This is a genomic window from Streptomyces sp. NPDC004327 (genome assembly GCF_042873935.1).
Lineage (GTDB): Bacteria > Actinomycetota > Actinomycetes > Streptomycetales > Streptomycetaceae > Streptomyces.
Map to the genome: position 1 here is coordinate 464665 of NZ_JBIAME010000003.1, position 20717 is coordinate 485381.

At 68.8% G+C, this 20717-nt stretch carries 17 protein-coding genes; 3 read left to right on the top strand and 14 right to left on the bottom strand.

What is annotated here, in order from left to right; all coding sequences use genetic code 11:
• Positions 1-99: 99 nt before the first annotated feature.
• The 3 genes from rplL to ACFYU9_RS12680 all read left to right on the top strand — a co-directional run bounded on the left by rplL (position 100) and on the right by ACFYU9_RS12680 (position 8520).
• Complete coding sequence (gene rplL, locus ACFYU9_RS12670; RefSeq protein WP_389344529.1) at positions 100-486, top strand: 50S ribosomal protein L7/L12; 387 nt, start codon at positions 100-102, stop codon at positions 484-486.
• 544 nt (positions 487-1030) lie between these two features.
• Positions 1031-4513, top strand: coding sequence for a DNA-directed RNA polymerase subunit beta (gene rpoB, locus ACFYU9_RS12675; RefSeq protein WP_389204826.1), 3483 nt, complete (start codon positions 1031-1033; stop codon positions 4511-4513).
• Between the two features lie 107 nt (positions 4514-4620).
• On the top strand, positions 4621-8520 hold the full coding sequence (locus tag ACFYU9_RS12680; protein ID WP_389204825.1) for a DNA-directed RNA polymerase subunit beta': 3900 nt from the start codon (positions 4621-4623) through the stop codon (positions 8518-8520).
• Positions 8521-8588: 68 nt separating this feature from the next.
• Here ACFYU9_RS12680 and ACFYU9_RS12685 read toward each other — a convergent pair whose 3' ends face one another.
• The 14 genes from ACFYU9_RS12685 to ACFYU9_RS12750 all read right to left on the bottom strand — a co-directional run bounded on the left by ACFYU9_RS12685 (position 8589) and on the right by ACFYU9_RS12750 (position 20470).
• Positions 8589-8852: a hypothetical protein gene (locus tag ACFYU9_RS12685; protein WP_265863996.1), complete on the bottom strand. Its 264-nt coding sequence runs from the start codon at positions 8850-8852 to the stop codon at positions 8589-8591.
• Positions 8839-9087 (bottom strand): hypothetical protein, encoded by a 249-nt coding sequence (locus ACFYU9_RS12690; RefSeq protein ID WP_389344531.1) that lies wholly within the window; start codon positions 9085-9087, stop codon positions 8839-8841. The genes ACFYU9_RS12685 and ACFYU9_RS12690 overlap by 14 nt, the downstream gene beginning before the upstream one ends.
• A 39-nt stretch (positions 9088-9126) precedes the next feature.
• On the bottom strand, positions 9127-10038 hold the full coding sequence (locus tag ACFYU9_RS12695) for a peptidoglycan-binding protein (protein ID WP_389204823.1): 912 nt from the start codon (positions 10036-10038) through the stop codon (positions 9127-9129).
• 79 nt (positions 10039-10117) lie between these two features.
• The gene (locus ACFYU9_RS12700) at positions 10118-10492 is read right to left on the bottom strand and encodes an ATP-binding protein (protein ID WP_389344533.1); all 375 of its coding nucleotides are present in this window, start codon (positions 10490-10492) and stop codon (positions 10118-10120) included.
• Positions 10493-10502: 10 nt separating this feature from the next.
• Entirely contained in the window at positions 10503-11075 is a 573-nt protein-coding gene (locus ACFYU9_RS12705) for a hypothetical protein (protein ID WP_389204821.1), read from the bottom strand.
• A complete protein-coding gene (locus ACFYU9_RS12710; RefSeq protein WP_389204820.1) occupies positions 11075-12214 on the bottom strand; it encodes a hypothetical protein in 1140 nt (379 codons plus the stop codon). Before ACFYU9_RS12710 ends, ACFYU9_RS12705 begins: the two co-directional genes overlap by 1 nt.
• 12 nt (positions 12215-12226) lie before the next feature.
• Positions 12227-13372: a hypothetical protein gene (locus ACFYU9_RS12715; protein WP_389204819.1), complete on the bottom strand. Its 1146-nt coding sequence runs from the start codon at positions 13370-13372 to the stop codon at positions 12227-12229.
• A gap of 48 nt (positions 13373-13420) precedes the next feature.
• On the bottom strand, positions 13421-14635 hold the full coding sequence (locus ACFYU9_RS12720) for a hypothetical protein (RefSeq protein WP_389204818.1): 1215 nt from the start codon (positions 14633-14635) through the stop codon (positions 13421-13423).
• Between the two features lie 46 nt (positions 14636-14681).
• Positions 14682-15875, bottom strand: a complete 1194-nt coding sequence (locus ACFYU9_RS12725; RefSeq protein ID WP_389204817.1) for a hypothetical protein — start codon at positions 15873-15875, stop codon at positions 14682-14684.
• A 37-nt stretch (positions 15876-15912) separates the two neighbouring features.
• The gene (locus ACFYU9_RS12730; protein ID WP_389344535.1) at positions 15913-16845 is read right to left on the bottom strand and encodes a phage distal tail protein; all 933 of its coding nucleotides are present in this window, start codon (positions 16843-16845) and stop codon (positions 15913-15915) included.
• Positions 16846-16889: 44 nt separating this feature from the next.
• Positions 16890-18146 carry a tape-measure protein gene (locus ACFYU9_RS12735; protein ID WP_389204815.1) on the bottom strand — a complete coding sequence of 419 codons (1257 nt, stop codon included), beginning with the start codon at positions 18144-18146 and terminating at the stop codon, positions 16890-16892.
• Positions 18143-19339: a phage tail protein gene (locus tag ACFYU9_RS12740; RefSeq protein ID WP_389204814.1), complete on the bottom strand. Its 1197-nt coding sequence runs from the start codon at positions 19337-19339 to the stop codon at positions 18143-18145. Before ACFYU9_RS12740 ends, ACFYU9_RS12735 begins: the two co-directional genes overlap by 4 nt.
• Before the next feature lie 75 nt (positions 19340-19414).
• Positions 19415-20137 (bottom strand): hypothetical protein, encoded by a 723-nt coding sequence (locus ACFYU9_RS12745; protein WP_389204813.1) that lies wholly within the window; start codon positions 20135-20137, stop codon positions 19415-19417.
• Between the two features lie 141 nt (positions 20138-20278).
• Entirely contained in the window at positions 20279-20470 is a 192-nt protein-coding gene (locus tag ACFYU9_RS12750) for a hypothetical protein (RefSeq protein ID WP_389344537.1), read from the bottom strand.
• Positions 20471-20717: the final 247 nt, after the last annotated feature.

A 20717-nucleotide genomic window follows, 5' to 3' on the forward strand; every position in this document is an offset into this window, starting at 1 on the left:
TCCTGGCCGCCTAGCGGCCCGGGTCGCAGCGGGCCCGACGTACGCCCGCCTCACCCAGTACATCCGGCACCTGCCGAATTAGTGGAAGGATCGCCCATCATGGCGAAGCTCACCCAGGACGAGCTGCTCGAGCAGTTCGAAGGCATGACCCTCATCGAGCTCTCCGAGTTCGTCAAGGCCTTCGAGGAGAAGTTCGACGTCACCGCCGCCGCGGCCGTCGCCGTTGCCGCTCCGGGTGCCCCGGGCGCCGGTGCCGCCGAGGCCGTCGAGGAGAAGGACGAGTTCGACGTCATCCTCACCGGCGCCGGCGACAAGAAGATCCAGGTCATCAAGGTCGTGCGTGAGCTGACCTCCCTGGGTCTGAAGGAGGCCAAGGACCTCGTCGACGGCACCCCGAAGCCGGTCCTCGAGAAGGTTGCCAAGGACGCCGCGGAGAAGGCCGCCGAGGCCCTCAAGGGCGCCGGCGCCTCCGTCGAGGTCAAGTAACACCTCGTCGCGCGCAGCGACTCCTTGCCGAGGGTGTAACGCTCTCGGTGCGAAAGGCGATCATCCATCTGGGTGGTCGCCTTTCGGCGTTCCCGGAACCGCGTGGCGGTGGTCGTGCGGGGCTCCGGAAGCGGAGTATGGTGATCTTCGCCGTGCGCCGCTCAGCGGCGGGGGCCTTGACGAACAGCACGGACCGCGCAATTCTCAGGACGCGTCGTCACATCGATCCGATTCCGAGGCATGGATCGACGACCGAACGGGCAGTATCGAGGTGCGCCGCAAGGCGCGCCGTACCGCGGAGTTGAGAGCAACGAGGGTCGCGAAGAACTCGCCCTGGACATCAGTGGGCCAAGTGGCTACACTGACCCTTTGCGCTGCCTGTTAGCTGCCCCCTGCCCGTCACCAGGGGCATACCCTCGCAACCGCTTCGCTGGTCGACCCACTCTGACCTGGCCTTTTGGCCAATCGGGTAATCGTCTTCCAAGGAGCTCCGCTAGGGACCGGTACGCGCGCAGTGAGTCCGAGCCCTCGGAAGGACCCCCTCTTGGCCGCCTCGCGCAACGCCTCGACCAATACGAACAACGGCGCCAGCACCGCCCCGCTGCGCATCTCCTTTGCAAAGATCAAGGAGCCCCTCGAGGTTCCGAACCTCCTCGCGCTCCAGACCGAGAGCTTCGACTGGCTGCTCGGCAATGCCGCGTGGAAGGCTCGCGTCGAGGCCGCCCTCGAGTCGGGCTACGACGTCCCCACGAAGTCCGGTCTGGAGGAGATCTTCGAGGAGATCTCCCCGATCGAGGACTTCTCCGGGTCGATGTCGCTGACCTTCCGCGACCACCGCTTCGAGCCGCCGAAGAACTCGATCGACGAGTGCAAGGACCGTGACTTCACCTACGGTGCCCCGCTCTTCGTCACCGCCGAGTTCACGAACAACGAGACCGGCGAGATCAAGTCCCAGACGGTCTTCATGGGCGACTTCCCGCTCATGACCAACAAGGGCACGTTCGTCATCAACGGCACCGAGCGTGTCGTCGTGTCGCAGCTCGTCCGCTCCCCGGGCGTGTACTTCGACTCCTCCATCGACAAGACGTCCGACAAGGACATCTTCTCCGCCAAGATCATCCCGTCCCGGGGTGCCTGGCTGGAGATGGAGATCGACAAGCGCGACATGGTCGGCGTCCGCATCGACCGCAAGCGCAAGCAGTCCGTCACCGTCCTCCTGAAGGCCCTCGGCTGGACCACCGAGCAGATCCTGCAGGAGTTCGGCGAGTACGAGTCCATGCGCGCCACCCTGGAGAAGGACCACACCCAGGGCCAGGACGACGCGCTGCTCGACATCTACCGCAAGCTCCGTCCGGGCGAGCCGCCGACGCGCGAGGCCGCCCAGACGCTGCTCGAGAACCTGTACTTCAACCCGAAGCGCTACGACCTCGCCAAGGTCGGCCGCTACAAGGTCAACAAGAAGCTCGGCGCCGACGAGCCGCTGGACGCGGGTGTCCTCACCACCGACGACATCATCGCGACCATCAAGTACCTGGTGCAGCTGCACGCCGGTGAGACCGAGGCCGTCGCGACCTCCGGTCAGACGATCGTCGTCGAGACCGACGACATCGACCACTTCGGCAACCGCCGCCTGCGCAACGTCGGCGAGCTGATCCAGAACCAGGTCCGTACGGGTCTCGCCCGCATGGAGCGCGTCGTGCGCGAGCGCATGACCACCCAGGACGTCGAGGCGATCACGCCGCAGACCCTGATCAACATCCGGCCGGTCGTCGCCTCCATCAAGGAGTTCTTCGGCACCAGCCAGCTGTCGCAGTTCATGGACCAGAACAACCCGCTGTCGGGTCTGACGCACAAGCGTCGTCTCTCGGCGCTGGGTCCCGGTGGTCTGTCCCGTGAGCGGGCCGGCTTCGAGGTCCGAGACGTGCACCCGTCCCACTACGGACGCATGTGCCCGATCGAGACCCCCGAAGGCCCGAACATCGGTCTGATCGGTTCGCTCGCCTCGTACGGCCGGGTCAACCCGTTCGGCTTCATCGAGACGCCGTACCGCAAGGTCATCGACGGCCAGGTCACCGACGAGGTCGACTACGTCACGGCCGACGAGGAGGACCGCTTCGTCATCGCCCAGGCGAACGCGACCCTGAACGACGAGCTCCAGTTCACCGAGCCCCGCGTTCTGGTCCGCCGCCGTGGTGGCGAGGTCGACTACGTCCCGCCGACCGACGTCGACTACATGGACGTCTCGCCGCGCCAGATGGTGTCGGTCGCGACCGCCATGATCCCCTTCCTCGAGCACGACGACGCCAACCGTGCCCTCATGGGCGCGAACATGATGCGTCAGGCCGTTCCGCTGATTAAGTCGGAGGCCCCGCTCGTCGGCACCGGCATGGAGTACCGCTGCGCCACCGACGCCGGCGACGTGCTCAAGGCCGAGAAGGCCGGTGTGGTCCAGGAGCTCTCCGCCGACTACATCACCGTGGCCAACGACGACGGCACGTACATCACGTACCGCCTGCACAAGTTCTCCCGCTCGAACCAGGGCACCTCGGTCAACCAGAAGGTCGTCGTCTCCGAGGGCGACCACGTGATCGGCGGCCAGGTCCTCGCCGACGGCCCCGCCACCGAGAACGGTGAGATGGCGCTCGGCAAGAACCTGCTCGTGGCGTTCATGCCGTGGGAGGGTCACAACTACGAGGACGCGATCATCCTGTCGCAGCGCCTCGTGCAGGACGACGTCCTCTCCTCGATCCACATCGAGGAGCACGAGGTCGACGCCCGTGACACCAAGCTCGGCCCCGAGGAGATCACCCGGGACATCCCGAACGTCTCCGAGGAGGTCCTGGCGGACCTCGACGAGCGCGGCATCATCCGCATCGGTGCCGAGGTCACGGCCGGCGACATCCTGGTCGGCAAGGTCACCCCGAAGGGTGAGACCGAGCTGACCCCGGAGGAGCGCCTGCTCCGCGCGATCTTCGGTGAGAAGGCCCGTGAGGTCCGCGACACCTCGCTGAAGGTGCCGCACGGCGAGACCGGCAAGATCATCGGTGTCCGCGTCTTCGACCGCGAGGAGGGCGACGAGCTTCCCCCGGGCGTGAACCAGCTGGTCCGCGTCTACGTCGCCCAGAAGCGCAAGATCACCGACGGTGACAAGCTCGCCGGCCGCCACGGCAACAAGGGTGTCATCTCCAAGATCCTGCCCATCGAGGACATGCCGTTCCTCGAGGACGGGACCCCGGTCGACATCATCCTCAACCCGCTCGGTGTGCCGTCCCGAATGAACCCGGGACAGGTCCTGGAGATCCACCTCGGCTGGCTCGCCAGCCGCGGCTGGGACGTCTCCGGCCTCGCCGACGAGTGGGCGCAGCGCCTCCAGGCCATCGGTGCCGACCAGGTCGCCCCCGGCACCAACGTCGCCACCCCGGTCTTCGACGGTGCGCGTGAGGACGAGCTCGCGGGTCTGCTCCAGCACACCATCCCGAACCGTGACGGCGAGCGCATGGTGCTCCCGTCCGGCAAGGCGCGCCTGTTCGACGGCCGCTCCGGCGAGCCGTTCCCGGACCCGATCTCGGTCGGGTACATGTACATCCTCAAGCTCCACCACCTGGTCGACGACAAGCTGCACGCCCGTTCGACCGGCCCGTACTCGATGATCACCCAGCAGCCGCTGGGTGGTAAGGCCCAGTTCGGTGGTCAGCGCTTCGGTGAGATGGAGGTGTGGGCGCTGGAGGCTTATGGCGCCGCGTACGCCCTCCAGGAGCTGCTGACGATCAAGTCCGACGACGTGACCGGCCGCGTGAAGGTCTACGAGGCCATCGTCAAGGGCGAGAACATCCCTGAGCCCGGCATCCCCGAGTCCTTCAAGGTGCTCATCAAGGAGATGCAGTCCCTGTGCCTCAACGTGGAGGTGCTGTCCTCGGACGGCATGTCCATCGAGATGCGCGACACCGACGAGGACGTCTTCCGCGCAGCGGAGGAGCTCGGCATCGACCTGTCCCGGCGCGAGCCGAGCAGCGTCGAAGAGGTCTGACGGGAGTCCGGTGCGGGGACTCGGTGCGAACCACTGAGTCCCCCGCCGGCCCCAGGACCCCCGTATCAGACCCACAGCCTTACAACCCTGAGAGGGATTGACGCATAGTGCTCGACGTCAACTTCTTCGACGAGCTCCGGATCGGTCTGGCCACCGCTGACGACATCCGTCAGTGGAGCCACGGCGAGGTCAAGAAGCCGGAGACCATCAACTACCGCACCCTGAAGCCCGAAAAGGACGGACTCTTCTGCGAGAAGATCTTCGGTCCGACCCGGGACTGGGAGTGCTACTGCGGCAAGTACAAGCGTGTCCGCTTCAAGGGCATCATCTGTGAGCGGTGTGGCGTCGAGGTCACCCGCGCCAAGGTGCGCCGTGAGCGGATGGGCCACATCGAGCTCGCCGCTCCCGTCACCCACATCTGGTACTTCAAGGGCGTCCCGTCGCGCCTTGGCTACCTGCTCGACCTCGCCCCGAAGGACCTGGAGAAGGTCATCTACTTCGCGGCGTACATGATCACGTACGTCGACGACGAGCGTCGTACGCGTGACCTGCCCTCGCTGGAGGCGCACGTCTCCGTCGAGCGCCAGCAGATCGAGAACCGTCGCGACTCCGACCTGGAGGCCCGCGCCAAGAAGCTCGAGAACGACCTCGGCGAGCTGGAGGCCGAGGGTGCCAAGGCCGACGTGCGCCGCAAGGTGCGCGAGGGTGCCGAGCGCGAGATGAAGCAGCTGCGCGACCGTGCGCAGCGCGAGATCGACCGTCTCGACGAGGTCTGGGCCCGCTTCAAGAACCTCAAGGTCCAGGACCTGGAGGGCGACGAGCTCCTCTACCGCGAGCTGCGTGACCGCTTCGGCACGTACTTCGACGGCTCGATGGGTGCCGCGGCGCTGCAGAAGCGCCTGGAGTCCTTCGACCTCGAGGAAGAGGCCGAGAAGCTCCGCGAGATCATCCGCACCGGCAAGGGCCAGAAGAAGACCCGTGCGCTCAAGCGCCTCAAGGTCGTCTCCGCGTTCCTGCAGACCGCGAACAGCCCCAAGGGCATGGTTCTCGACTGCGTGCCGGTCATCCCGCCGGACCTGCGTCCGATGGTGCAGCTCGACGGTGGCCGCTTCGCGACCTCCGACCTCAACGACCTGTACCGCCGTGTCATCAACCGCAACAACCGTCTGAAGCGTCTGCTCGACCTCGGTGCCCCCGAGATCATCGTGAACAACGAGAAGCGGATGCTCCAGGAGGCGGTCGACGCCCTCTTCGACAACGGCCGTCGTGGTCGCCCGGTCACGGGCCCCGGCAACCGTCCGCTGAAGTCCCTCAGCGACATGCTGAAGGGCAAGCAGGGTCGATTCCGTCAGAACCTGCTCGGCAAGCGTGTGGACTACTCCGCGCGTTCCGTCATCGTCGTCGGCCCGCAGCTCAAGCTGCACCAGTGCGGTCTGCCGAAGGCCATGGCGCTGGAGCTCTTCAAGCCGTTCGTGATGAAGCGCCTGGTCGACCTGAACCACGCGCAGAACATCAAGTCGGCGAAGCGGATGGTCGAGCGCGGCCGCACGGTCGTGTACGACGTCCTCGAAGAGGTCATCGCCGAGCACCCGGTTCTGCTGAACCGTGCCCCCACGCTGCACCGCCTCGGCATCCAGGCGTTCGAGCCGCAGCTCGTCGAGGGCAAGGCCATCCAGATCCACCCGCTCGTCTGCACCGCGTTCAACGCGGACTTCGACGGTGACCAGATGGCCGTCCACCTGCCGCTCTCCGCGGAGGCGCAGGCCGAGGCCCGCATCCTGATGCTGTCCTCGAACAACATCCTCAAGCCGGCCGACGGCCGTCCGGTGACGATGCCGACCCAGGACATGGTCCTCGGTCTGTTCTTCCTCACCACCGACGGTGAGCTCCGTGACGTCAAGGGCGAGGGCCGCGCGTTCGGCTCCACGGCCGAGGCGATCATGGCGTTCGACGCCGGCGAGCTCGCGCTGCAGTCGCAGATCGACATCCGCTTCCCGATCGGCACCGTTCCGCCGCGCGGCTGGGTTCCCCCGGTCGCCGAGGAGGGCGAGCCGGAGTGGCAGCAGGGTGACTCGTTCCGCCTGCGCACGACCCTGGGCCGCGCGCTCTTCAACGAGCTGCTGCCCGAGGACTACCCGTTCGTCGACTACTCCGTCGGCAAGAAGCAGCTCTCCGAGATCGTCAACGACCTCGCCGAGCGCTACCCCAAGGTGATCGTGGCGGCGACGCTCGACAACCTGAAGGCGGCGGGCTTCTACTGGGCGACCCGTTCCGGTGTCACCGTGGCCATCTCCGACGTCGTCGTTCCCGAGGCGAAGAAGGAGATCGTCCGCGGCTACGAGGCGCAGGACGAGAAGGTCCAGAAGCAGTACGAGCGCGGTCTGATCACCAAGGAAGAGCGCACTCAGGAGCTCATCGCGATCTGGACCAAGGCGACCAACGAGGTCGCCGAGGCGATGAACGCGAACTTCCCCAAGACGAACCCCATCTTCATGATGGTTGACTCGGGTGCCCGAGGAAACATGATGCAGATGCGGCAGATCGCCGGTATGCGTGGTCTGGTGTCGAACGCCAAGAACGAGACCATCCCGCGTCCGATCAAGGCGTCCTTCCGCGAGGGTCTGTCCGTCCTCGAGTACTTCATCTCGACGCACGGTGCCCGTAAGGGTCTCGCCGACACCGCCCTGCGTACCGCCGACTCGGGTTACCTGACCCGTCGTCTGGTGGACGTCTCGCAGGACGTCATCATCCGCGAGGAGGACTGTGGCACCGAGCGCGGTCTGAAGCTGCGGATCGCGGCCAAGGACGAGGCCGGTGTCCTGCGCAAGACGGACGACGTCGAGACCTCCGTGTACGCGCGGATGCTCGCCGAGGACGTCGTCGTCGACGGCAAGGTCATCGCGCCGGCCAACGTCGACCTGGGTGACGTGCTCATCGACGCCCTGGTCAACGCGGGCGTCGAGGAGGTCAAGACCCGTTCGGTCCTGACCTGTGAGTCCGCCGTCGGTACCTGTGCGTTCTGCTACGGCCGTTCGCTCGCCACCGGCAAGCTGGTCGACATCGGTGAGGCGGTCGGCATCATCGCCGCCCAGTCCATCGGTGAGCCCGGTACCCAGCTGACGATGCGTACCTTCCACACCGGTGGTGTGGCCGGTGACGACATCACCCAGGGTCTGCCGCGTGTCGTCGAGCTCTTCGAGGCGCGTCAGCCCAAGGGTGTCGCCCCGATCTCCGAGGCGGCCGGTCGCGTCCGCATCGAGGAGACCGAGAAGACCAAGAAGATCGTCGTCACCCCGGACGACGGCACCGACGAGACGGCGTTCCCGATCTCGAAGCGTGCCCGTCTGCTCGTGGGCGAGGGCGACCACGTCGAGGTAGGCCAGAAGCTCACCGTGGGTGCCACCAACCCGCACGACGTGCTGCGCATCCTGGGTCAGCGTGCCGTCCAGGTCCACCTGGTCGGCGAGGTCCAGAAGGTCTACAACTCGCAGGGCGTGTCGATCCACGACAAGCACATCGAGATCATCATCCGGCAGATGCTCCGCCGCGTGACGATCATCGAGTCCGGCGACGCGGAGCTGCTGCCGGGCGAGCTCGTCGAGCGCTCGAAGTTCGAGACCGAGAACCGCCGCGTGGTCCAGGAAGGCGGTCACCCGGCCTCGGGTCGTCCGCAGCTGATGGGTATCACCAAGGCGTCGCTCGCGACGGAGTCCTGGCTGTCGGCCGCCTCCTTCCAGGAGACGACCCGAGTCCTGACGGATGCGGCGATCAACGCCAAGTCCGACAGCCTCATCGGCCTCAAGGAGAACGTCATCATCGGTAAGCTCATCCCGGCCGGTACGGGTCTGTCCCGCTACCGCAACATCCGGGTCGAGCCGACCGAGGAGGCCAAGGCCGCGATGTACTCGGCCGTCGGCTACGACGACATCGACTACTCGCCGTTCGGCTCCGGCTCCGGCCAGGCCGTTCCGCTGGAGGACTACGACTACGGTCCGTACAACCAGTAAGTAGTGCGAACCGAAGGGCGGCACCCCGCGAGGGGTGCCGCCCTTCGGCGTTTCGTGCCGCGGGGGGCTCAGCGCGCGGTGAGCTCCCAGGCGGCGACGGCGACCGTGGCCACCGCGGCGAGCGCGCCGATGCTGGCCAGCGGCCAGCGGGACCGCTCCAGGGCGTCGAGCCGTGCCTCGTGGTCGGCGAGCTGCTTGTCCGTCTGGTCGCTGCGCTGGACGAGCAGGGCGAGCGAGCCGTCGACGCGGGCGAAGCCGGCCTCCAGGGTGCCGCGCAGCCGCTCCAGTTCGAGGGCCACGGCGACCGGGTCGTTCGGATCAGACTCGGTCATCGGCGGCCGCCTCCGGGAGCGCCTGGGGCAGGGTGCGCAGCCAGCCGGGGAGCAGGCGCTGAACGGCCGGCAGGGCCATCACCCGGGTGAGGGCGCCGGCGACGGCGAGCCCCCCGGCGACCCAGGGCAGGGTGGCGGGGAGACCGGAGGCGTCGACGATCTCCGGCAGGACGACGGCGATGCCGACGGCGGCCTGCAGCACGGTGCGGGCCGTCCGCTTGGCGGCTTCGGACATGGTGGTTCTCCTTGCGTGGGGGGTCTCGCGTGGTGGGGGCTACTGCACGAAGGGGACCTTCAGCGCGTTCCAGGAGGCGGCGCCCGGCCAGCCGTCGGCGTCGGAGCCGGAGAAGCCGAGCTTGCGCTGCCAGGCCGCGTAGGACTGGCGGTCGCTCTCGGACCAGCGCGGGCTGGGGCCGACCTGGTAGCGGCCGCAGCCCTCGGCGACCAGCCGGCGGCCCATCGCGGTGACGACGGGGGAGCTCGGGGTGGTCTTGAAGAAGGCGGTGCCGGGGAACGGCTGGTAGCGCGGCGTGGCCGGCTGGGCGGGGGCGGTGGGCTTGGCCGCGGGGGCCTTGCCGAGCCGCTGCTGCACGCGGCCGCGCATGACGGGCATGCCGAAGCCGCGCGGGTCGTTCTTCCAGTCGGACCACTCGGAGTGGCCGATGACGGACTTGGCGCCCCAGCCGTGGGCGCGGCAGAGCGCGGCCGAGACCCGCTCGATGGCGTCGAGCTGGACGGCCGGCCAGGGGTCGGTGCCGTTGCCGAGGTTGACGCACTCGAAGCCGTAGAAGCGCGAGTTGCCGTCGACGGCGCCGGAGCTGCCCTGGTGCTCGCGCGGGACCGGCGGCCGGTCCCCGTACGTCTCGCTGACCACGGCCTGGAGGACGGACGGGTCGCCGCCGCCCGCGTGGTTGGCGCGGCCGTTGGCGATCAGGTGGACGCTGCCGTCCTTGGCGATGACACCGTGGCACAGCGGGCCGGGCAGGCCCTCGTAGCCGTCGTAGCACATGGAGACGGTGTGCTCGGTGCCGCTGGAGACGCTGTGGTGGATCATCACGCCGACCACGGGACCCCAGGCCCCGTGACCGTCGCGGTTGTGGGTGCGCCAGCCGTCGTGCTCGACGACGGTGACGCCTTCGGCGCGGAGCGCGGCGACGAACCGGTCCGCGGTGAGGGGGGCTGCCATGTTTCCTCCGGGCATGAGAAAACCCCGGCCGGTTCGGTCGGCGCGGGGCGGGACGTACGGGGTGGGCTCGGAATGTCCGCTACGGGGCGGGCGTGGCCGGGGCCCAGGTGGCGCACAGCGCGGCGTAGGCGGCGCGGCGGCTCTCGAAGTCGGCGAGGGCGGCGCCGACGGCCCGCTGCACGGCGGTCTGGTCCGGGACGGCGGGGACGCCGTTCTGCGCCTGGATGATGACCAGGCCGGAGCCGCGCAGGAGGGAGTCGCCCGTGCCCTTCTCGTTGACCTCGGCGGTGACGTACACCGCCGGGTACTGCCCGGTCACCGGGTCGCGCTCCAGGGTGTAGCCGAGGCTGTTGTCGTACACGCGGACGTTGAGCGTGTGGCCGTTCTCGGTGATGACGGCGCGGCCCGCGTAGTCGATGGTGACGCCCCAGGGCTGGGTGGGGTCGATGTTCATGGTGTGCTCCTCAGGTCTGCGTGCCGTGGATGAGGACGGGCTGGGCGTAGACCGTGCCGGCCGTGGCCAGGGCCTGGATCTCGATGTTCATGGTCTGGCCGAACCGGGTCTTCATGTCGCCGGGCAGCAGGCCGGTGTAGTCGTACGTGGTGCCGGCGGTGACGGTGGGCCCGAACGGGGTGCTGTCGACGAGGACCCGCACCTGGCCGGTGCCGCCGGTCGACGCCGCCGTGCTGATGGCGAGCCGCATCTTCGGCTGCCAGATCGGGTTGGAGCAGCGGGCGATGGTCGTGAAGGAGGCGCTGGTGGTGGAGGGCCACTTGGCCGGGTCGACGGCCAGCGGCGGCATCAGCTGCAGCCAGGGCCTGGCCAGGCCGCCGGTCATGATGTCGTCCGAGAAGATCTCGTGGCTGTAGCCGTCGAACACCCGGATCAGCGGCCGGGTGAGGGTGATGTTGGCGGTCTGCGTCGCGGGCCGGAACTCGTTCGCGGCCGGGCGGGTGTTGACCGCGGTGGACAGTGCCTTCAGCCGGCGTTCCATCTGGTTCAGCCGGTCGATGATGTCCTCGGGCAGCTGGGGCATCAGGCCTCCTCAAGGTAGAGCTCGGCGGTGTCGGGACGGCCGCGCTCCGGGGGAGTGACCTTGACGCCGATGATCCGGTAGCGGGCGTCGAGGCCCTGGGAGAACCACTCGTCGGTGATCCGGATGCGGGCGACGCGGCCGATGAGCTGCGGCGGGACGACGCCGCCCAGGTGGATGCTGACCTGGGGGATCACCACGGCGCCCCGGGACTCGCCGAGTTCGCGGCCGGCGATGGAGTCGAGCGCGAGCGGGTCCGTGACCTCGTTGTGGTCCGAGGAAAGGTCGATCAGCGGCCAGCCGTCGACGAGCAGGTCGGTGGCGACCTGCTGGTTGGAGTAGAGCGGCCGGGACTCGGTGGCGGCGTTGGAGTTGACGGAGGCGCCGCGGGCCAGCGCGGTGGTGCCGCCGCGGGTCGCGTCGTACGGGAAGGAGTACGACAGGATGACGCCGGGCCGGTCGAAGATCAGGTCGGTCGCACCGTTGACGATCTTGGGCGCGCCGAGCCGGAGCTGCTTGATCCGGGCGCCGTTCGTGTTGGGGTCGGGGTCGCGGTAGACCAGGATCTGGTACTCGAAGCCGTTCTCCAGCTTGGAGATCTGGTCGAGCGCGTCCTGGTAGACGGTCTCGTCGCCGAGCCGCCAGGAGACCGTGCGCTTGTAGTCGGAGGACTCCTCGCCGAAGGTGATGCCGAGCCGGCGGGGCTCCTCGCCGGCGGGGGCGCCCGGGTAGTTCTGGACGTCGAGCTCCTGCCAGAGCCGGCGGGCGATCTCCAGCTGGTCGGTGGGGGTGTCGTACTTGATCTCGGTACGGATGCGGCGCCGGCTCGCGTACGAGTCGAAGGTCGCCGCCTGGATGCCGAGGGTCAGCACGCCGCGGCCGCTGGACTGCAGCGTGGTGGTCCAGACGATGCCGCCCCACCACAGGTCCCCGCCGCGCTCCAGGTAGACCGCGGTGCGGCCCTCGCGGACCTTCTTCACCCGCTCGGCGATGGCCTTGTCGGGGATGGGGATGGTGCCGGAAAGGGAGCCGGGCTTGCCGATGTAGTCGTCGAACTGGACGTCGCGCAGCGGCAGGATGTCCAGGGTCTGGTCGGTGAGCAGGTCGGTGAAGATGGCCCGGTAGGGCGTGTCGAGTGCCATGAGCGGGCCTCCTTACAGGACGTAGGTGGCGGAGATGCGGACGAACCGCCCGGCGGTCAGTACGCCGTTGGGCGACCAGGTACGCAGGTTGACCTGGCCGTTGTTGTAGATGTTGGCGCCGCCGGAGCCGAAGCCGTCGCAGGCCACGGCCTCGAAGTCCCAGGTGGGGCGCCAGCCGGCCGGGAGGGTGCAGACCGGTTCGTCGGTGATGTTGCCGGCGGCGTTGGAGGTGATGTCGGCGCCGTTGCGCACGACCGTGACGGTCATGGTGCACAGGCCGCTCTTGGTGCGGCGGGCGTTGTAGGAGTAGACCGTCCAGTTGGGCAGCGGGGTGGCGCCGGTGGTGATGGTCTCCACCTCGACCGGCGGCTGGTAGGCCACCCAGGCGCTGCCGTTCCAGCGCTGCAGCTGGCCGCCGTTGTAGTCGCGGTACTGGCCGGTGTAGCTGCCGGTGGTGACGGTGCCGCTGGGCGCGATGCCGCCGATCTCCTTGGGGTAGGCGACCCAGGCGGTGCCGTCCCAGCGCTGCAGGAAGTGCGCGTTGTCGTTGTCCTGGTACTGGCCCGGGTACGAGCCGGGCACGCCGGCGTTGTTGTAGACGGGCATGATGCCGCCGGACGAGACGGTCGTCTGGCGCAGGTCGGTGGCGGCGCCGCCGGCCCAGTCGATGCCGCCGTTGCCGGCGGAGGCGCCCTTCTTCACCTTGACGGTGAACAGGACCATCGAGCGGACGGGCGCGGCCGGGGCGACCGGAGTCGCCGACGGCTGGCCCTTGATGATCTCGACGACGGCGTCGTACTTGCCGAGGGCGTCGACGTCGTGGTCGTAGACGCGGACCACGACGAGGTCGATGCGGTCGTTGAGCGGGTCGCCGTCGGCGAAGGTGATGGTGATGTCCTCGTCGAGGGCGACCGGGTAGGCGCCGTCGGTGACGGCGCCGGCCTGGATGACGGCCTTGCCGTGGTAGACGGTGGCCGTCATCGGGCCCGAGGAGGCCATCCACAGGCCGCCGACCCGGTACTTGCCGTCGTACGTGCCGGGCAGGATGCCGGACCGGACGCCCAGCGGGTTGACGGGGGTGGTGGCGCCGATGTTGGTGACGCGGGTGTTCTGGCGGGTCTGGCCGGTGGGCAGCAGCCAGCCGGAGCGTACGGGCATGGGGTCTCCTGTGGATCGGGGCGGTCGGGCGGCTGGAGCGGCGCTCGGCTAGTACTGCGGGGTGACCTGGATGAAGGAGTTGTCGAACCAGGCCCGCACGTTGGCGTCGGAGGTCCGGTAGTACGAGGTGACCGTGTAGGTCTGGCCCGGCGTCAGGTTGTAGAGGCGCTGGGTGGTCGAGGCCGAGACGGCGGCCGTCGGGGAGGAGGACTTCGAGGCCATCGCGGCCAGTTCGTCGTCCAGGTCACGGATGACGGTGGAGCCCTGGGTGATCCGCACGCACATGTAGGCCGAGCTGGCGATGCCCGTGGTGCCGCTGTTCAGGCTCAGCTCCATGCGCGAACCGAAGGTGAGGATCGCCTGCCGGGACGAGGGGGCGACGAAGGTCACCGCCATCGGGTTCTCGGCCCGCTCGATGAGCGTGTTCACGTAGGTCGTCGAGAGCGTGTAACCCGCGTCCAGCGAGTCGTTGAAGTACGGCCCCGGGTACGCCGGAGCCCACGCCGAACCGGTCCAGCGCTGGAGCGGGCCGTCCGAGACGGCCCGGTACTGGCCGACGTAGGAGCCCTGCAGGGTGGAGGCGGAGTTCGGCACGACACCGCCGAGGGCCTCCGGGTACGCGACCCACTTGCCGCCGTCCCAGCGCTGCAGCTGGTTGTTCGGGGAGTCGATGTACGCGCCCGGGTGGGGGCCCGGCAGGATCTGGCCCTCGACCGGGATGATGCCGCCGGCCGCGACGACCGGGGTGCGCAGGTCCGTCAGGGACGTGGCCCACGGGATGCCGCCGTTGCCCGCGCTGGCGTTGGCCGGCACGAGCACCTGGTACAGCGGGAGGCTGCGCGGCGGGACGGCCGGGAGCTTCGGGGCGGCCTCGGGCACGCCCTGGATGACCTCGATGACGGCCTCGTTGCGGGTGCCGCCGTCGTAGAGCTTGTCGTAGACCCGCAGGACCACCAGGTCGAGGCGGCCGTACGTGGCGGAGCCGGCCGCGAAGGTGACCTGCTCGGCGGCCGGCAGGGTCACCGGGTAGACGCCCTGCGAGATGTCGCCCTGGATGACGGCGCGGCCCTCGGAGACGGTCGCCGTCATCGCGGAGGCGCCGGTCATCCAGAAGCCGGAGACCTTCCACTGGCCGCTGTAGGACCCCGGCAGGATGCCGGAGCGGACCTGGACGGGGTTGATCATGGTGGTGGGGGTCTGGGTGAGGCGGGTGTCCTCGCGGGTCTGGCCGGTCTCGGCGACCCAGCTGCTGCGCAGGTTCATGGGGTTCTCCTCGTCGGGAATTCGAGCAGGACGGTTCGGGACCGGGTCAGGACCGGATCCACTGGGCGGTGAGGGAGGTGTAGTAGCCGGAGCCGCCGAGCGTGCGGACCGCGGCCGTCTGGTTGTGGTAGCCCGCGAGCTGGACCGTGTTGCCCGCGTTGAACTTCATGAGGCCCTCGCCGCCGACGCTGGTGGCGCCCATGGATGCCGCGGTCATCCAGGTCATCCGGGGCACGCCGACGCCGCCGTTGACGGTGATGCGGGCACCGCGCACACCGTTGGTGGAGTCGCCGTTCCAGGTGATGTTGCCGGTGACCCGCCACCAGCCGGTGCGCGGGACGACGAACGTGTCGGTGCCGTTCCAGCCGTTGAAGTCGTCGATGTCGAGGAAGTTCATCGTGATCGGCGTCCACGCGTTCGGCGGCACGCTCTGCATCGCGGTCTGCGCGACGCTGAAGAGGATCGTCGCCTTGCCCTCGGCGTACTGCCAGGCCGCGCCGTCCCAGCGCTGCAGGATGCCGGCGTTGTCGCGGTACTGGCCGACGTAACTGCCGGTCGTCGCCGTGCCGTTGGGCGCGATGCCGCCGGTCGCCTTCGAGTACCCGACCCAGGCGGTGCCGTCCCAGCGCTGCAACTGGCCCGAGACGTCGCGGTACTGGCCGGCGTACACGCCGTTGAAACCGCTGGTCGGCATGATGCCGCCGAGCGCCGTCATCGGATAGTGCTTGGTGGTGACGGCGCCCGTCGTCCAGCCGATGCCGCCCGTGCCGGCGGAGGTGCCCGCCGGGACGGAGATCGTGTAGAGCTGGAAGGAGCTGCCGGGGCCCGAGGCCGGGACCTGCGGGGTGGCCGAGGGCGTGCCCTTGATCAGCCGGATCACGGCGTCGGTGGCGCCGCTCTTGTCGTAGGTGTCGTCGAGTACGGCCAGCTCGATCACGTCGATCCGGCCGTACTGCGGGTCACCGTCGGGGATGGTGATCGACTCGGGGGCGGTCACCGCGATCATGTACGCGCCCTGGGCGGTCTCGTTGCCCTGGATGACGGCCCGGCCGGTGCCGACCGTGCACTGCATCGCGGAGTCGCCGGTCAGAGCGAAGCCGCCCGGCACGATGCCGGGCCGCGAGCGCAGCGGGGGAGCGGTGGCGCTGCCGCTGCTGGGGGTGAGCAGCGCGGACAGGGCGATCCGGGTGTCCTCGCGGGTCTGGCCCGTGGACTGGAGCCAGGCGGCCCGTACGGTCATGGGGTCACTCCTTTACGGGTCGGGGCGGGGGCTTCGGTCACCACTCGGCGCTGCGCCAGCGGACGGTCATCAGCGCGTCGGGAGTGGCGGAGTCGGGGCGGAACGCCAGCTCGGTGCGGCCCGGCTCCAGCAGGAACAGCTCCTCCGGGCTGGAGTCGGCCATCGCGGTGTGACGGCGGGACGCGGTGTTGTTGAGCGTGACCGTGCCCGCGGCGGTGTCGACGACGAGCTCGTCGCCGGCGGCCAGGTCGATCGCGTACCGCAGCCGGCGCTTGCTGACCCGCTCGGTGACGGTCGGCATCGAGCAGGGGCCGCGGAAGACGATCACCGGGTGGGTGGCCGCGGAGCCGGTGTTCTCGGCGACGGCGTCACCGGTGGACTTGGCCTGGCCCCAGTTGAGCGGCCAGGTCAGCCCGTTCGGCACCCAGGTCAGACCGGACTCGGGCTGCGGGGCGGTGGTGGTGGCGGACTGCTCGTTGACGACGTAGCGGCGCGGGTCGGAGGCGAGCCACTGCACCGACATGCGCGTGCTGCCCTGGGTGGCGAAGCCCTGGTCGGCGGGGACGACGCGCTGGGCGATCCGGGCGCGTACGGCGAGCAGTTCGCCGTGCAGCCGGACGGTGAGCCAGCGCTCCTCCTCCAGGAGGCCGAGCGCCTGGCGCAGCGCGCGGACGGCCTCGGGCACGCCGTCGAAGTCGGGCATCAGCACGACCGTGCCGCCGACCTTGCGCGGCTTGGCGTAGCGGGAGCCCGACCAGGCGCCGTGCGAGGTGGGCCGGTCGGCGTCGGAGGAGTCGTACTCCGGCAGGTCCTCCCAGCCGGACAGGCCGGTCCGGTCGACGGCGAAGGGCGTGCCGGGGCCGATGAGAAGCCCGGCCCACTGCATCTGCCCGTCCTGGGTGATGAGCGAGCCGGGCGCGAGGTCGGCGGTGTAGCTGGATCCGGCGTATGCGGTTGTGGTCTCGGCCATGGGCCGTTCACCTCACTTCTGAGGGGGTGTCAGGGTGGGCAGGTTCAGCAGTGGGCGCCCGCGAGGAACAGCAGGTCCTCCGCGGTCGACCGGGGGCCGGCCCCGGGGTCCTCGTGGAAGTCCCGGATCCGGTGCGGCTGCCGCGGCGCCTCGGTGATCGCCGGGACGCGCCGGCTCTCCAGAGCGGTGAGCGGGTCGATGCGCGGGGCGTCGGGCGCGCCGGGGAAGACGACACCGCCCTCGGCGAGCATCGGGATCTTGGGGATGTCGACGCCGAAGTGCTTGCCGAGGAAGTCGAAGCTCAGCTTGTTGAGCCCGTCGATGATCCAGTTGGCGAAGGCGATGAGCCCGTCGATCGGTCCCTTGACGACGCCGATGACGGCGGTGAGGGCGCCCTTGATGAGCTCGCCCATGCCGTGCAGGGCGTTGCCGACCGCGTCCTTGGCGTGGCTGAAGAAGCCGGGCACGGACTCGGTGAAGAACGACAGGAGCGGGTGGATGACGTTCTTGATGGCGCCGATGGTGCTGGAGGCGATGCCGTGCAGCTGGTGGGTGGCGGAGGTGACGATGGACTGGACGTGGGAGAAGCCGTGGATCCCGTCCGCGATGATCTTCAGGGCGGTGGTGATGACGGTCAGGTACGCCTTGAAGTAGTTCATGACGAGCGTGCCGATGAGCTTCAGGATCGGCTGGAGGAACTTCCAGATGGACTGGAAGACCTTGAGGGCCTGCTGGAAGACCTGCTTCATGATCCGCTGGCCGGTCTCGGAGTTCATCGCGTAGTCGATGAGCCAGCCGGCGACCGGCATGAGGATGCCGAGGAGGAAGCCGAGCGGGTTGCTGCGCATGGCGAGGTTGATGCCGGTCATGGCGACGGAGGCGATCTCCATCACCAGGCCGAACTTGTCCATCAGGCCGGTGACGATGTCGGCGATGGGGAGCATGGGCAGCAGGAAGGTGAGGATGCCGCCGAGGCCCTTGCCGAGCTTGCCGAGGGCGCCTTTCGTGGTGCCCGCCTTGGTGCCGATGGACTTGACGCCGCTGTGGGCCTTGGAGCGGCCGAGCTTGGTGACGGTGTCGCCGGCGGAGGTGGCCTCGGCGCGGAAGCGCTTCAGGGTGGTGCCGGCGCCGCTCGCCTGGTCGGCGATGCGCTTGACCTTGCCCTCGGCGTCGCGGAACTTCGCGGTGGTTCCGCGCAGCGCGGCGGTCGCCTCCCGGATGTCCCTGCTGATCCGCTGCAGGGCGGGGGCGACTCCCGCGAGCAGATGGGTCAGCGGCAACTGCGCGGCGGCCGCACTCATCCGCGCGCCTTCGCCAGGTACATCAGCGCGTCCGCGGTCGACTGCGGGTCGCTGTTACGGGCCGCGTGGTAGTGCTCGATGTGCAGCCCGGCACCCTGGCCCGCCTGCAGCTGCGCGTGCATCCGGGCACGGCGGGCGGTGAGGGCGAGCAGCCGGTCCAGCTTGGAGAGCGGGAGGACGGCCTCGGCCTCGCCGGCCTCGGCGATGATCGCCGGGACACCGCCGGTGCGGGGCATGACGACACCACCGGTGGCGAGCATCGGGATGGTCGGGATGTGCACGCCGAAGGTCTTGCCGCCGACGAGCGGGACCCAGCCGGGGACGCTGACCTTGACCCCGTTGACCGCGCCGATCATCCGGTTGATCAGGCCGATCACGGCGTTGATCGGGGTGGTGACGGCGCTCTTGATGCCGTTGAAGGCGCGGGACGCGATGCCGCTGAGGGTGCCCCAGATGGCCGACATCTTGTCCTTCACCGCGGTGAAGGCGTTGGGGATCGTGCTCTTGATCCAGTTGACCACCGGGGTGATCACGGCCTTGATGCCGTTCCACACGGTGCCGATGACGGCCTTGATGGCCTTCATCACCGTGGTGATGACCGTCTTCCAGATGTTGACGTAGGTCTTGATGACGGTGGCGACGACCTTGACGACGCTGGAGATGGCCGACTTGATGCCGTTCCAGACCGTCTTGATGAGGGCGCCGGCCTGCTTCATGATCGGCCCGATGGCCTTCATGACGGTGCTGATCACCGTCTTGATGACGTCGAAGGCCTTCTTCATGATCGTCTGCATCGTCTTCGAGCGGGTCGCCATCTCGACGACCTTCTCGATGAGCGGCATGAAGAGTTCGAGCAGGCGGGCCAGGAAGTTGCCCTTCATGGACTTGTTGAGCTTGTCCTGGCCCTTGGACGCGTTGCCGGCGCCCTTCTCGTACTTGCTGAGCTTGCCGCCCGCGGACTCGCCGGTCTTGCCGGCCTTCGTCATGGACTTCTCGGCGTTGTCCGTGGCGGTCTTCAGGTTCTTGAGCTGAGAGGTGCTGGAGTCGGCGGAGGACTTGAGCTGCTTGACGCCGTTCGAGGCGGAGGTCGAGCCGCTGCCGACCTTGGTGACCGCCTGGGCGCTCTGGTCGGCGTTGGTCTTGAAGTTCTTGAGTGCCGACGACGTGCCGGCCAGTGCTCTCGCGAGGGACATGGTCACCTGATTTCAGGGTTCAGGGGGCGGGGAGGAGGGGGCGGAGGAATGCGGCCGCGGGCGGGCGGGGACCCGTCAGGCGGCACTCGCGGCGTTGCGAAGCGCGGTTCTCAGGTTGTTGAGGTCCTTCGTCGCTTCCGCGGCGTTCTTCTTCAGAAGGTTCTTCGCATTCGTTTCCTCACCGGCGAAGTACCGGGCCTTGATCCGGGCCTTCTGGGCGCGGTCCGCGACCTTCCTGGCGGCCTTGTCCGCCTTCTTGGCCTCGCGGTCCGCCTTCTTGGCCTCTCGTTCCGCCTTCTTCGCGTTGCGCTCGGCGGCGTAGTAGGCGTCAAGGCTGGCCTGTGTGTGGCCGCCGGGCCGGCGCGCCGCGTTGCGGGCGTCCGTGGCGGTCTGCGCGTCCCGCCGCCGGTCGGCCTGGTTGGTCCGCGACTCGGTGAACCGGGTCAGCGCGTCCTTGAGGTCCTGCTGCCGCTTGAAGAGCCTCTTCTGCTGTCGTTCCATCCTCAGCTGGAAGTGCTTGGCCGCGTCGGCGCGCTTCCAGCCCCACAGCTGCTTGCCCATCCAGGTGACGCCCTTCTCGTCGACCTTGAGGAAGGCGTAGCCGAAGGAGGCGAGGGTCACGCCGGCGAGTTCCGCCTTGAGGAGCGTGATGTCGCCCTTGATGCCCGATACCGAGCTCGACGCCCCGATGGCCGCCTTCTTGGTCTCGGTGTAGTCGGAAGGGCTGATCCAGGGGGCGATGGTGGTGAGTACGTCCTCCCCGAAACTGGGGGAGTGGTTGGGGTTTGGTGTTGCCATGGCTGTCCTCGATTCGGATGGTCGTGCCGAGGCGCACCCGGAAACACCTGAGCCGCCTGTCCCGGGGCGGGTGCAGGCGGCTCGTGAGCGTGGGCGGCGGGGATCGGTCCCGCCGGCGAGGCGTGGTGTGGTGTACGGGTGTCAGCGGCGGCGGAGTTCGGCGAGTGCGTCGTTCCAGCCGGCGGTGTACGCGCGGAACTCGCGAGCTTCGATCTCGGCGTCGAGGGTGGCGAGCAGTGTGCGCTTGTCGAGGGGACCGGGGCCGCGCAGCAACACGTCGATGCGGTCGTGGAGCGTGCTTTCTGAGCGGCTTCCCCCGGTCTCAGACGTCATGGTGCCCTGCCTTCCACTATCGAACGTGCGTACGGGCATTGTCGAACAAAGGTTCGAGCTTTGTCGAGTCCGAAACGCCTGACGGTGCGTCTTCCGGCCGGTGCTCCCAAGGGGTTGGTCCTTGATCGGGGCTGGTGTTCGACCGGGTACTCTGGAGGGCGCGTTCCCTGCACCTGACACAGTCGGGGGGCGAGGGGCGCGTAGGGGCGCGTGGGGACCCCGGGGGGTTGGAAGGCAGTGCGGACGC

Coding starts and splice junctions, on each gene's coding strand:
- ACFYU9_RS12695 (WP_389204823.1), bottom strand. CDS start 10,038: ATGGCAGCCCCCCTCACCGCGGACCGGTTCGTCGCCGCGCTCCGCGCC.
- ACFYU9_RS12690 (WP_389344531.1), bottom strand. CDS start 9,087: ATGTCCGAAGCCGCCAAGCGGACGGCCCGCACCGTGCTGCAGGCCGCC.
- ACFYU9_RS12750 (WP_389344537.1), bottom strand. CDS start 20,470: ATGACGTCTGAGACCGGGGGAAGCCGCTCAGAAAGCACGCTCCACGAC.
- ACFYU9_RS12730 (WP_389344535.1), bottom strand. CDS start 16,845: ATGGCCGAGACCACAACCGCATACGCCGGATCCAGCTACACCGCCGAC.
- ACFYU9_RS12740 (WP_389204814.1), bottom strand. CDS start 19,339: ATGTCCCTCGCGAGAGCACTGGCCGGCACGTCGTCGGCACTCAAGAAC.
- ACFYU9_RS12745 (WP_389204813.1), bottom strand. CDS start 20,137: ATGGCAACACCAAACCCCAACCACTCCCCCAGTTTCGGGGAGGACGTA.
- ACFYU9_RS12710 (WP_389204820.1), bottom strand. CDS start 12,214: ATGGCACTCGACACGCCCTACCGGGCCATCTTCACCGACCTGCTCACC.
- ACFYU9_RS12735 (WP_389204815.1), bottom strand. CDS start 18,146: ATGAGTGCGGCCGCCGCGCAGTTGCCGCTGACCCATCTGCTCGCGGGA.
- ACFYU9_RS12720 (WP_389204818.1), bottom strand. CDS start 14,635: ATGAACCTGCGCAGCAGCTGGGTCGCCGAGACCGGCCAGACCCGCGAG.
- rplL (WP_389344529.1), top strand. CDS start 100: ATGGCGAAGCTCACCCAGGACGAGCTGCTCGAGCAGTTCGAAGGCATG.
- ACFYU9_RS12700 (WP_389344533.1), bottom strand. CDS start 10,492: ATGAACATCGACCCCACCCAGCCCTGGGGCGTCACCATCGACTACGCG.
- ACFYU9_RS12725 (WP_389204817.1), bottom strand. CDS start 15,875: ATGACCGTACGGGCCGCCTGGCTCCAGTCCACGGGCCAGACCCGCGAG.
- ACFYU9_RS12705 (WP_389204821.1), bottom strand. CDS start 11,075: ATGCCCCAGCTGCCCGAGGACATCATCGACCGGCTGAACCAGATGGAA.
- ACFYU9_RS12685 (WP_265863996.1), bottom strand. CDS start 8,852: ATGACCGAGTCTGATCCGAACGACCCGGTCGCCGTGGCCCTCGAACTG.
- ACFYU9_RS12715 (WP_389204819.1), bottom strand. CDS start 13,372: ATGCCCGTACGCTCCGGCTGGCTGCTGCCCACCGGCCAGACCCGCCAG.